Genomic DNA, 12,811 nt, shown 5'->3' on the forward strand with positions numbered 1-12,811 from the left:
TCAGATTAGAAGCGTGCGGTCAGGTTCAGGTAGATGAAGCGACCCAGCGAGTCATAAACCTGTGGGTAGCCGTTACCGTTAGCCGAACCGGCAGCTGCCGTAACCAGGGTCGACACGATCGGTGGATCTTTGTCGAACAGGTTGTTGATACCGGCGCTCAGGCTGATCTTCTTGGTGATCGGGTACTGAACGTTCAGGTCGAAGTAGTTACGACGGCCCAGTTCGGACTCGATCGGCGCCACTTGTACCACGCCTTTGTCATCGCGGTTCGACAGCTGGTCGTCAGTGCTGAAGCCTTCCTGCTTGGTCGAACCGACATAGCGCCAGGTGGCCGATACGTCGAATTTCCAAGGAGTCGACCAGGTCACGCGGGCTTTATGACGCCATTCCGGGGTTGGAGTACCGCAAGTGGCACCGAAGTAGCCTTTGCAGTCATACGAACCCAGGCCAGGGACGTTTTCAACCGACGACGAACGCATGTAGGTGCCGTTGATGTTGAAGTTGAACGTACCCAGGTCTTTGGCGCGCATCACGTACGCTGCGCCCAAGTCCAGACCGGAGGTGCTGACCGAACCGATGTTGGCGTTGGTTGCAGCAACGTAGCCCAGAGGACCGTTAGGCGACAGCCACAGGCTGCCGAACTGGTCACGCTTGACCAGTGCGCAGAAGCTGGCGGTTGCCTTGGTCAGGCACTGGGTCAGAGCCACGGTAGGATCGACGGTGGAGATGGTGTTTTTGATGTCGATCTTGAACGCGTCCAGGGTCACGGTCAGGTTCTTGATCGGGGTCAGCACCAGGCCCACGGTGTAGGTCGTACCTTCTTCCGGCGCCAGGCTAGGATTACCACCGGTCAGGCTGGAGTGCTGGTTAGCCGTGTTTTTCTCGATCTTGCCGTACTGGGCAGCGGTTACGCCGGTGTTGGCGCACTGAGCTGCGGTAGCGCTAGGCGATGGGCCTTCGCATGGATCGATTGCAGGACCGCCGTTGCCGATCGACTGTGGGTTGTACAGGTTAGGAATGGTCGGAGCACGAACGGCGCGCTGGTAGCTGCCGCGTACACGTACCAGGTCCGCCACTGGCGCCCAGTCCACGCCCACACCGTAGGTGTTGGCGGTGTGGTCGGTGCTGTACTCGGAACGACGGAACGAGCCCGACAGATCCAGCGAATCAGCACCCGGTTTTTTCTCCAGCAGCGGAACGCGGGTCTCGGCGAAAACTTCCTTGACCGAGTAGCCGCCGACGACTGGTGGCGATGCGCCGCCGGCGCCGGACAGGTCGCCCGACAGGGTGGTGTCATCCGGACGGTAGACCAGCTTCTCGGCACGGCGTTCTACGCCGAACGATACGCCGATACCATTGCTCGACCATGGCGACTTGATGCCGTACACGCCCAGGTCGGCACCGACGTTACCGCCCATGATGATCTGCTGGGTGTAACCGGTGTTGATGCCCGAAGCGTTCAGGTAGTTCAGCATGGCCGGGGTGATGGCGCCGCCGTACAGGTTGTACGGTACGCAAGCTGCATCGGCGCCGCTGACGACCGACGCGCAAGTTGCCTTGCCGTTGACGTTGACGACGTCGAAGGCTTTGGCGATCTTGGCCAGCGAGAAGTAGTTGGTGTTCGACTCTGCGTGGCTGACGCGAGCGTACTGACCGAACACGTCGTAGGACCAGTTGTTGATCTCGCCTTTGACGCCCAGCACTTCACGGAAGGAGTTGTCGTTGATCGAGTCGATACGTGGACCGCCTTCGACGTTACGCTTGCCGATGGTGACGGTGGTTTTCGAGGTTGGCGAATTGGTCAGGCCCAGCGCGGTGCGCCATGCGTCGCTCAGCATCGGGTTGTCGCCGGCGATGGTGGCGCGCACGCCGAAGAAGATACCGCCTGGCGCTACTTGCGCATCGGTCGAGTAGTTGTGGAAACCAAATTCCTGGTAAACACGAACCTTGTCGTTGATGTCGTAGTGAGCCTGGGCGTTGAAGCCGTACATCTGCGAAGGACGCTGCAGGTAGTTCAGCGGACCGAAGTTGTAGGCGTCGGTGGCGGAGGAGTAAGCGCGTACGCCGCCTTTGCCGTCGTTGGTGAAGGCGCCTACGCGGCCGCTGGCCTGGGTGCCGGAACCCGAGCAGGTGAAGTTAGGGTCGCCGCCTGCCAGTGCGCACGACGAGAAGTCGCGTGCCGCCTGCAGAACCGCATCGGTTTCTTTGTAGGTGAAGAACAAGGTGGCGTTACCCTTGTTGTTGTCGAAGTTGCTACCCAACAGGATGCTGGCGTCTTTGGTCTTGCCATCGAAGTTGGCATTGCCTGGGACTGCGAAGCCGCGCTTGGACACCACGTCAGCGACACCGTTGTGCTGCTTGTGGTTGAAGCCGGCGATATTGCCCTGGACTTCCACGCCTTCGAAGTTGTCGCGCAGGATGAAGTTAATCACGCCCGATACCGCGCCAGCGCCGTACACCGCGCCTGCACCGCCGGTCAGCACTTCAACGCGCTTGATCAGGCCGGATGGGATTTCGTTCAAGTCAGGTGCGGAATCTTTCACGCTACCGGCTGGCAGACGCTTGCCGTTGACCAGTACCAGGGTACGGTCGGAACCCAGGTTACGCAGGTTGGCGGTCGCGGTGCCGGAGGCGCCGTTGGAGATCGCGGCACCCTGCGCAGCAAACACTTGCGGCAGGTTGTTGAGCATGTCTTCGACATTGCGCACGCCATCGATCTTGATGTCTTTGGCGCTCAGTACCGTCACTGGGCTGGCGCCTTCCGTGTTCAGCGTCGGGATACGCGAACCGGTCACTTCAACTTTTTGCAGCGGCTGGTCCGGCGCTTGCTGCGCGGAAGCTGCGTGCATACCCAGCGCAATCCCGCCGACGAACATCAGGCGGATCGAGCGAGACAATACTGTTTCCTTGATCATTATATTGTATTCCCTTGGATGTGTTTATTAGACGTTTAACGGCATCTTTTGGATAGCTTGTAAAAACGACCCATTTCTTTGTTTAACCTCTACCGGCTTTGCATAAAGTCTGGATAAAACCCTGCAAATCCCGGCAACTGCCCTTTCAATGCCCCGGGTAAAGATCGGCGCTGCGTCATCAATGATGAAATAAAGCCAAACTTTTCCGCTGTTCATAAAAACATAGCAACTCGACTATTGTCAACGAACCTTACACACTCCCGAACGCCATTCCAGCCGCCTCAGATTCTCCGCACCGGTATGGTGCGTTGCGGCAAAGCGCCTACTCCAAGTCGCAAAAGAATTCTTTTTTAGCAAGCCTCCGGAATGTCTCCTTCGTACAACAGTGCTTCGTATCGCGTCGCCCGTCGCGGAAAAATGTTTTCAAAAACACACTTTTAATTTCCTATCAAATAACGGAATACTCACCAAAAAACAACAAAGCAACGAACTTGCTACGTTTCCCGTCCTAGCGTGGAGCCCTCTTGGTGAGTACACCAAAATTTTCAATCGTCAAGCGTCAACCGGTGATAATCAAGGGAAAAGCCACGCTTTCCAGAACAAAGCACATCCAATTTGCCCGGAATCGCGTCTATTTGAGCACTCGGCAGCCCTGAAAAAAGTTCCAAAAAGAAACTAAATCCCCGGTTTGAGCGGATGAAAAGCAGCCGCTGGCCGTTTTGGTGCGAGTCGTCTTTTAACAACAAATACGACGATTGTTTACTTGTGAATAATTACCGAAAAGCAATATCAGGTGCATTGCCTGGGACGAAATTGTCCATGCAGTCCATGATTTCTTGATAGCCGCATATTATTTACCACTGGTTATTCCCGATCTGAATATTTAAATACCGGAGGAATAAGAAAACAATGGCGTTTAATTATCCGTATTTAAAACATCAAATTGCGGGGCGATAATCGGGCCGGCCCGGCCGCATTGCATGGCAGAATTTAATATTCCGCAATAACCCGTGCGGCGTCTTATATTTGCCGTGTCGGCGTTTTCCCGCATTTCAAAAGGCAAGCCAGGCCGACATAGCTGCAATTGGCGGCCATTGCGGGTAAAATACGGGGCTTTACGGGACCGTAGCGGCGTGCAACGCCGCCGCGCCGGCCCGCCGACCATGGCGCCTAGACAGCGCCCTCTCAGGAAGCTATCCATGTTGCGATTAAACGAAGTCAAACTCCCGCTGAACCATACCGAGGACGAACTGCCGGCCGCCATCCTGGCCCGCCTGGGCATCGCCGCCGACGCCCTGCTCGGCTACACGGTATTCAAACGCAGCTACGACGCCCGCAAGAAAACCGCGATCGTGCTGATCTATTCGCTCGACGTCGAGGTCAAGGACGAGGCGGCCCTGCTGCAGCGCCTGCACCACGACACCCACCTGACGCCGTCGCCGGACACCTCTTATAAATTCGTCGCCCACGGCGAGCAACTGGCCGGCCACGACCAGAACCCGCGCCCGGTAGTGATCGGCACCGGCCCCTGCGGCCTGTTCGCGGCGCTGATCCTGGCGCAGATGGGCTTGCGTCCCATCATCCTCGAACGCGGCAAGCAAGTGCGCGAGCGCACCGTCGACACCTTCGGCTTCTGGCGCAAGCGCGAGCTGAACCCGGAATCGAACGTGCAGTTCGGCGAAGGCGGCGCCGGCACCTTCTCGGACGGCAAGCTGTACAGCCAGATCAAGGATCCGAAACACTACGGCCGCAAGGTGCTGACCGAGTTCGTCAAGGCCGGCGCACCGGAAGAAATCATCTACGTCAGCAAGCCGCACATCGGCACCTTCCGCCTGGTGAAGATGGTCGAGCAGATGCGCGCCAACATCGAACAGATGGGCGGCGAGTACCGCTTTGAAAACAAGGTGGTCGACATCGAGATCGAGCAAGGCCCGGACGGCGGCCAGGTGCGCGGCCTGACGCTGGAGAGCGGCGAGAAAATCGTCACCAACCACGTGGTGCTGGCGGTCGGCCACAGCGCGCGCGACACCTTCGAGATGCTGCACCAGCGCGGCGTCTACATCGAAGCCAAGCCGTTCTCGATCGGCTTCCGCGTCGAACACCCGCAATCGCTGATCGACACCTGCCGCTTCGGCCCCAACGCCGGCCACCCCATCCTTGGCGCGGCCGACTACAAGCTGGTGCACCACGCCTCCAACGGCCGCGCGGTCTACAGCTTCTGCATGTGCCCGGGCGGCACGGTGGTGGCGGCCGCGTCCGAGCCGGGCCGCGTCGTCACCAACGGCATGAGCCAGTACTCGCGCAACGAGCGCAACGCCAACAGCGCCATCGTGGTCAACATTTCGCCGGAAGTCGACTACCCGGGCCACCCGCTGGCTGGCATCGAATTCCAGCGCCGCCTGGAAGAGAAAGCGTTTGAACTGGGCGGCGGCACCTACAACGCGCCGGGCCAGCTGATGGGAGATTTCGTCGCCGGCCGCGCCTCGACCGAGTTCGGCAGCGTGGTGCCGTCGTACAAACCGGGCGTGCACCTGACCGACCTGGCGACCATCCTGCCGGAGTTCGCCGTGACGGCGCTGCGCGAAGCCTTCCCGGCGTTCGACAAGCAGGTCAAGGGCTACTTCAAGCACGACGCCGTGCTGACCGGACTGGAGACGCGCACCTCGTCGCCGATCCGCATCAAGCGCCGCGACGACACGCTGCAAAGCCTGAACACGCGCGGCCTGTTCCCGGCCGGCGAAGGCGCCGGCTACGCGGGCGGCATCCTGTCGGCCGGCGTCGACGGCATCAAGGTGGCCGAGGCGGTAGCCCTGTCGATGGCCGCCGACCAGCAGCCCAAGCCTTAAGCCTGCTCCGGAGCCGGCAGCCGCAGCTTGATGCGGCTGCCGCTCTGGCAAGCCTCGACCGCCGCCTGCCCGCCCATCTGCTGCATGATCGTGTAGACGATGTGCATGCCCAGCCCCGAGCCGCCCTGCCCGCGCTTGGTGGTGAAGAAAGGTTCGAACAGGCGCTCCCGCACTTCCTTCGTCATGCCGACACCGTCGTCGGCGAACTCCAGCAACAGCCAGCGCGCGCCGCCGTCCAGCGCCATGCGCGCGCCCAGCGTCACCACGCCGGGGCCGCCGTTGGGATACGCGTGCTTGGCGCTATTCATCAGCAGGTTGGACAGCACCTGCGACCAGCGCCCCGGATCCAGCCGGACCCGCAACTCCGGCGCGATATCCAGCACGACTGAAATACCCGACTTGCGCAAGGCCGGGCCGTGCGCCGACACCACGCTCTGCGCATGCTCCAGCAGCGCCAGCGTGGTGACGTGCAAGCTGCCCTGGTCCACCGCCAGCTGCTTGAAGTTGCCGATCAAGTCGGCGGCGCGCAGCAGGTTGCGCTCCACCAGCGAGGCCGCCTCCTGCATGCGCTGGGCCGTCGCCACCAGCTCGGAGCGGCTGACGCGCTCGCCCGACACGCACTTGGCCAGTTCGGCCGCATAGCTGCTCAAGGTCGACGCCGCCGTCACCGCCACCCCGATCGGCGTGTTGACCTCGTGCGCCACGCCCGCCACCAGCGCGCCCAGCGCCGCCATCTTTTCCTGCTCGATCAAGATGGTCTGCGCCGCCCGCAAGGCCTCGGTGCGCTGCTGCACCTTGTGCTCCAGCACCTGCTCGCGCTCCTGGTGCTGCAGTTCGGCGGCGCCGCGCGCGGCAAAGATCGACAGCAGCGACAGGGCCAGCAAGCGCTTGTCCTCCGACATCGGCTTGGTATCGATGGCCGACAGGATGCCCAGCGTGCGGCCCTCGGTATCGATCATCGGCATGCCGATATAGCTTTCCGCCCGCATGTCGACCAGCAGCGTGTCCTTCGGATAATCGGCCTGGATGCCGCAGGCGTGGAAACACATGCTCTGGTCGGTGACATCCTGGCAGGGCGTGTGCAGCAGGCTGTATTCCATGTTCGGCAGGTAGTCGGCGCCGCCCCACACCGCCAGCGTGCGGATGCCCTCCTGGCCATCTTCCATGACGATCACCCGGCCGGCGATCACATAGGTGACATCCAGCGCCCGCGCCAGGTCGTGCACCAGGATGCGCAGGAAGTCGTCGCCGCGCACCCGCGCGGTCGAGGCCGTGATCGAACGCAACGCCGCTTCGGCCAGCGCCCGGCCATCCTCGGCGCCGAACAGCGGTGGCGGCATCACTTGTTCGGCCAATAACTTGTCATCACTCATCATATCCCCGGCTCGCATGAACATGGTTGAACGTTCGCCGCATGCTTAGCATGATTCAGCTATAAACAACCAAAAACTTTGTATTTTTGTGTAAATAAGTCGTCTTTTTTTGAAATAACCGCCAAAAGTGTTGTTTATTTCATTGTTGTTACAGAGCTTCGATTGACCATGCACGGCTCAAGTGGTCTGATGACCGCCAGAATAATTTTATAGATAGATTATTCACTGTGACATTTTTAATGACAAAGTACTAATCCGTACCTCGCCAGGAGTTCAAAAGCATGATGATGGAAACTGTAATTTCGCGTTCACTGCGCCTGATGTTTTCGGGCGGCGCCGCACTGATCGGTGCAGGCCTGCTGACCCAGCCAGTATTTGCACAGGATACCCCTGTTATACAGCGCGTGGAAATCACCGGTTCGTCGGTTAAGCGCGTCGACGCTGAAACCTCGCTGCCGGTGCAAGTCGTCACCAAGGCGGATATCGCCCGTACCGGCGCCACCAGCACCGAAGAGTTGCTGCAATCGATCTCGGCCTTCTCCTCGGCGGGCGGCACCAGCAACGCCACCGGCGCCGGCACTTCGACCGGCGGCCTGTCGTCGATCTCGCTGCGCGGCCTGGGCTCGACCCGCACCCTGGTGCTGGTCAACGGCCGCCGCCTGGCGGCCTTCGCCGGCAGCGACGGCGCCTCCGTCAACGTCAACGTCATCCCGCTGGCCGCCATCGAGCGCGTCGAAGTGCTGAAAGACGGCGCTTCGGGCGTGTACGGCAGCGATGCGGTGGCCGGCGTGGTCAACTTCATCCTGTCCAAGCAGACCGACGGCGTGGAAATCACCGGCGGCTACGCCTCGCCTTCGCAAAGCGGTGGCGGCCAGAACAGCAAGGCCTCGATCACCGGCGGCTACAACACCGACAAGCTGAACGTGGTGCTGTCGGGTTCCTACGAAAAAGAAAAAGCCCTGTTCGGCCGTGACCGCGACTACGCGGCCACCTCGACCAAGCTGCCTTACTACAACGGCACCGCGACCGGCCTGGGCAACATCCAGGGTTCGTTCACGCCAGGCAAAGGCCCTGACGCAGGCTTCAGCTCGGGCGGTTCGGGCTACGGCAACCCGCTGGCCATCGGCGACAAGTGCGGCACCATCAAGATGGGCACGCTGCAAAACGGCGCCATGGGTTCGCCTTACTGCTACTACGATTCGGGCCCGGACGTCGGCCTGACGCCTGACCGCGAGCTGTTCAACGTGACCGGCAACCTGACCTACCAGATCAACGACAAGCACCAGCTGTTCGGCGACGTGCTGTACTCGCAGAGCAAAGTCACCCAGACCTACCAGGCCTCGCCGGCACGCGCCAGCTTCTTCGAGACCGACGGCGAGTTCGCCAAGCAGGGCGTGGACGCGGCACTGCTGCTGTTCCCGAGCAACCCGGCCTACCAGTCGATCGCCGTGCCTTACCTGCAAAGCCAAGGCTTCAGCTCGCTGATCGGCAAGCCGCTGTCGATCACCTCGCGCGTGTTCGACTTCGGCCCACGCCAGAACGTCGACACCGCCAAGCAGGCGCGTGTGGTCGTTGGCGCCAAGGGCACCATCGGCGCGGTCGACTACGAAGTGGCGCTGACCCACAACGAGTCCAAGCTGAACAGCGCTGTGACCACCGGCTACTTCTCGCAAGTGGCCTACGCCAAGATCATCAACAACAGCAACTGGAACCCATGGGCGGCAGGCGGCGTGCAAACCGGCGCCCTGGCTGACCAGCTGAAAGGCGCGGCATTCAGCGGCGACTTCCTGTCGGCCAAATCGACCAGCGACTCGTTCGATGCCAAGATCACCGGCGACTTCTGGACCATCGCCGGCATCACCCCGCAATACGCGTTGGGCGCCCAGTCGCGCAAAGAGAACTACACCACCAGCCCTAGCCTTGCTTACCAGTCGGGCGATATCTCCGGCCTGGGCGGCTCGGTCAAGCCTGTCGACCGCGACCGTACCGTCAACTCGGCCTTCGGCGAACTGAGCATTCCGCTGACGAAGACGCTGGAAGCCAACCTGGCCGTGCGCGACGACCACTACGACGACGTCGGTAACTCGGCCAACTGGAAAGGCAATGTCCGCTGGCAGCCGATCAAGACCTTCCTGCTGCGCGGTTCGTACGGCACCGGCTTCCGCGCACCGTCGCTGATCGACCTGTGGCAGCCGCAGACGCTGGGTACTTCCGAGCAGTTCAACGACCCAGCGACCAAGCAAACCGGTCTGCAAGTCAATGCTCTGTCGGGCGGCAATCCTAACCTGAAGCCTGAGAAGTCGAAGCAGTACTCGTTCGGCGCCGTATGGCAGCCGGTATCGACCGCCAGCATCGGTGTCGACTTCTTCAACATCAACATCCGCGACATCCTGGCGACGCCGTCGGCACAGGAAGTCGTATCGCGCTTCCGCGCCGGCGACCCAGCCTACGCAGGCCTGGTGACGCTGAACGGCAACGACATCGTCAGCATCAAGCAGACGCTGGCCAACACCGGCAACGCCAACGTGCAGGGCCTGGACCTGTCGGCCAACTGGAAAGACAACTTCAGCTTCGGTAAGCTGGAAGCCAACCTGAACGGTACCTACATGGATACCTTCGACCAGACCAGCCCAGGCGGCGACGTCTCGCACAAGGTCGGCACCATCGTCGACGGCGCCGGCAATCCGGTGATCGGCGCGCAAAACGGCGGCGTGATCCTGCGTTGGAAACACCAGCTGGCCGGTACCTGGAGCAAAGGCCCATGGTCGACCACCCTGGTGCAGAACTATCGCAGCGGCTACCAGGTTGGCCACGACCTGAACGACAACAAAGTGTTCATCTCGTCGGAAGCCACCTACGATGCCAACGTCACCTGGCGCGGCATCAAGAACCTGACGCTGGCCCTGGGCATCAAGAACCTGTTCGACAAGAAGCCTGACCCGATTGGCACCGCAGTCACCAATCAGTTCCAGTCCGGCTACGACATCAACCAGTACGATCCACGTGGCCGCTTGGTCTACGTGACCGCTGGCTACAAGTTCAAGTAAGCCTTTGCTTTGAAATGAAGACGCCCCGTGTGCGCATGCGACGCTCAAGATCGTCGCACGGCCACACGGGCGTTTTTTTTGCTACAGCCAGCCGGCCTTCTTGAAGCGCCGGTGCAGGTACAGGCACACGCCCACCATCACCGACAGCGCGAACGGATAGCCGTACTTCCATTCCAGCTCCGGCATGACCTTGAAGTTCATCCCCCACACGCCGGCAAACGCGGTGCAGATCGCGAAGATCGCCGCCCACGCCGCCAGCCGCTTGTTCACTTCGCTTTCCTCGATCGCCACCATCGACAGATTGACCTGGATCGCCGTGGCGATGGTGTCGCGTATCGTGTCGAGCGCGGAACTGATGCGGTGCAAATGGTCGTGCACGTCGCGGAAGTATTCCTGCGTATCCTGGCACATGGCCGGCACGCGGCCGCCGTGCAAGCGCCCCACCGCTTCCATCAGCGGCGACACGACGTGGCGCACGATCGTCACCTTGCGCTTGAGTTCGTACAAGCGCTGGATGTTGTCGCGCTGCCGGCCCTGGCTGAAGATCAGCTCTTCGATTTTTTCCAGCTCGGTTTCCAGCATGTCCAGCACCGGGAAGTAGCGGTCCACCACCGCATCCATCAGCGCATACAGCACGAAGGCCGGGCCCAGACGCAGCATGTGCGGTTCCTTCTCGGCACGCGCGCGCACGCCGAGGAAACCCTGCTGGCTGCCGCCGTCGCGCGCCGACAGCACGTAACTGTCGCCGACGAAGATGTCGACCTCGCCGATGGCGATATCGTTGTCGCGGCACTCGATGGTCTTCACCACCACGAACAGCGAATCGCCGTACTCCTCGATCTTGGGCCGCTGGTGGCCGCGCCGCGCATCCTCCACCGCCAGCTCGTGCAGGCCGAATTCCTGCTGCATGATGGACAGCTCGTCCGGCTGGGCGTCGCGCAACGCGACCCAGACAAAGGTCTCCGGCTTCTCGATGTAGTCGCTGATCTCTTCGACCGGAATGTCCGCCAGCTTCTGGCCGTCCTGATAGGCCACGCAATTAATCAACATACTGTTTCCATAAAAAAAAAGCCCTTGGCTTCATCAGCCAAGAGCTTACCTCAAACCGGCGCCGGCGCCGGGATCAATCGTCCTTGGCGCCGTCGATGCCGAGTTCGGCGATCTTGCGGGTGATGGTGTTGCGGCCTATGCCCAGGCGCACCGCCGCGTCGTTCTTGCGGCCGTGCGTGTGCTTGAGCGCCGTGCGTATCAGCGCCGATTCGAACTGCCGTCCCAGCACCGCCATCACTTCCTGCTGGCCGCCGCTGAGCATGGTGGCGGCCTGCGCCTCCAGCAGTCCCAGCCACGCATCCGGCGAACCGGCCGGCGCATGATGGCCCGCTTCCGGCACCGGTATCGCCGTCACCGTGCCGTGATGCTGCACCGGCGCGTAGTGCTCGGCCGGCGCCGGCGCGTTGGCGCCGCTGCCCTGCTCCTGCGTCAGCTCCAGCGGCAAGTCCTTGACCTCCACCGTCTGCCCCGGCGCCATCACCGTGATCCAGTTGCACAGGTTTTCCAACTGGCGCACATTGCCCGGCAAATCCAGGCCGCTGAGGAACTGCAAGGTGGCGTCGCTCATGCGCTTGGCCTCCACGCCCAGCTGCTTGGCGCTCTGCACCAGGAAGTGGCGCACCAAAATAGGGATGTCCTCGCGCCGCTCCCTCAAACTGGGCAGGCGCAAACGGATCACGTTGAGGCGGTGATACAAGTCCTCGCGGAACAAGCCTTCGCGCACGCGCTGTTCGAGGTTCTGGTGGGTGGCGGTAATCACGCGCACATTGGCCTTGAGCGGCTGGTGGCCGCCGACGCGGTAGAAGTGGCCGTCCGACAGCACGCGCAGGAGGCGCGTCTGCAAATCGAACGGCATGTCGCCGATCTCGTCGAGGAACAAGGTGCCGTTCTCGGCCTGCTCGAAGCGGCCGCGGCGCGTGGTCTGCGCGCCGGTGAAGGCGCCGCGCTCGTGGCCGAACAATTCGGATTCCAGCAAGTCCTTCGGAATCGCCGCCGTGTTCAGCGCGATGAAGGGCTGCGATGCGCGCGGACTGTGCTTGTGCAGCGCGCGCGCCACCAGCTCCTTGCCCGAGCCCGATTCGCCGGTGATCAGCACCGTCACATTCGATTGCGACAGGCGGCCGATGGCGCGGAACACTTCCTGCATCGCCGGCGCCTGGCCGAGGATTTCCGGGGTTTCCGACGGGCCCGATTCAACGCTGGTCTCGCGCAGGCTCTCGTCCAGCGCGCGGCGGATCAGCTCGACAGCCTTGTCGATGTCGAACGGCTTGGCCAGGTATTCGAAGGCGCCGCCCTGGAAGGCCGCGACGGCGGAATCCAGGTCGGAGAAGGCGGTGATGATGATGACCGGCAGGCCGGGGAAGCGCGACTTCACCAGTTGCAGCAGGTCGAGGCCGGAGTCGCCCGGCATGCGGATGTCGGACACCAGCACTTGCGGTGTCTCGAACTCCAGCGCGGCGATGGCGTCGCGCGCGTTGGCAAAACTCTTGGTGGCCAGGTTTTCCCGGGCCAGCGCTTTTTCCAGTACCCAGCGGATCGATTCGTCGTCGTCTACTATCCAGATTGGCTTCATGTGTTGT

Annotated in this window: 6 protein-coding genes; 2 read left to right on the top strand and 4 right to left on the bottom strand. The window is 61.7% G+C overall.

The annotated features are described in order from the left end of the window. Window positions 1-5: 5 nt before the first annotated feature. Complete coding sequence (locus GEV01_RS12830) at window positions 6-2,897, bottom strand: TonB-dependent receptor domain-containing protein (protein WP_235914347.1); 2,892 nt, start codon at window positions 2,895-2,897, stop codon at window positions 6-8. 1,217 nt (window positions 2,898-4,114) lie between these two features. On the opposite strand from GEV01_RS12830, the gene GEV01_RS12835 reads away from it, so the two are divergent. Continuing rightward, window positions 4,115-5,761 (top strand): NAD(P)/FAD-dependent oxidoreductase, encoded by a 1,647-nt coding sequence (locus GEV01_RS12835; protein WP_152804819.1) that lies wholly within the window; start codon window positions 4,115-4,117, stop codon window positions 5,759-5,761. Here GEV01_RS12835 and GEV01_RS12840 read toward each other — a convergent pair. Further along, entirely contained in the window at window positions 5,758-7,134 is a 1,377-nt protein-coding gene (locus GEV01_RS12840; protein ID WP_152804821.1) for a sensor histidine kinase, read from the bottom strand. The two genes, GEV01_RS12835 and GEV01_RS12840, sit on opposite strands and share 4 nt — an antisense overlap. A gap of 281 nt (window positions 7,135-7,415) precedes the next feature. Here GEV01_RS12840 and GEV01_RS12845 point away from each other — a divergent pair, with 281 nt between their 5' ends. Then, window positions 7,416-10,181, top strand: a complete 2,766-nt coding sequence (locus tag GEV01_RS12845) for a TonB-dependent receptor (RefSeq protein ID WP_152804823.1) — start codon at window positions 7,416-7,418, stop codon at window positions 10,179-10,181. Window positions 10,182-10,262: 81 nt separating this feature from the next. On the opposite strand, the gene corA is transcribed toward GEV01_RS12845, so the two are convergent. Both corA and ntrC read right to left on the bottom strand, forming a co-directional pair. Further along, window positions 10,263-11,231: a magnesium/cobalt transporter CorA gene (gene corA, locus GEV01_RS12850; protein WP_152804825.1), complete on the bottom strand. Its 969-nt coding sequence runs from the start codon at window positions 11,229-11,231 to the stop codon at window positions 10,263-10,265. Window positions 11,232-11,304: 73 nt separating this feature from the next. Continuing rightward, entirely contained in the window at window positions 11,305-12,804 is a 1,500-nt protein-coding gene (ntrC, locus tag GEV01_RS12855) for a nitrogen regulation protein NR(I) (RefSeq protein ID WP_152804827.1), read from the bottom strand. Window positions 12,805-12,811 lie beyond the last annotated feature (7 nt).

The organism is Rugamonas rivuli (assembly GCF_009380165.1).
GTDB classification, from domain to species: Bacteria; Pseudomonadota; Gammaproteobacteria; order Burkholderiales; family Burkholderiaceae_D; genus Rugamonas; species Rugamonas rivuli.

Excerpts from the sequence above, each read along its gene's own strand:
- GEV01_RS12835 (WP_152804819.1), top strand. The coding sequence starts at position 4,115 with ATGTTGCGATTAAACGAAGTCAAACTCCCGCTGAACCATACCGAGGAC.
- GEV01_RS12840 (WP_152804821.1), bottom strand. The coding sequence starts at position 7,134 with ATGAGTGATGACAAGTTATTGGCCGAACAAGTGATGCCGCCACCGCTG.
- GEV01_RS12845 (WP_152804823.1), top strand. The coding sequence starts at position 7,416 with ATGATGATGGAAACTGTAATTTCGCGTTCACTGCGCCTGATGTTTTCG.
- corA (WP_152804825.1), bottom strand. The coding sequence starts at position 11,231 with ATGTTGATTAATTGCGTGGCCTATCAGGACGGCCAGAAGCTGGCGGAC.
- ntrC (WP_152804827.1), bottom strand. The coding sequence starts at position 12,804 with ATGAAGCCAATCTGGATAGTAGACGACGACGAATCGATCCGCTGGGTA.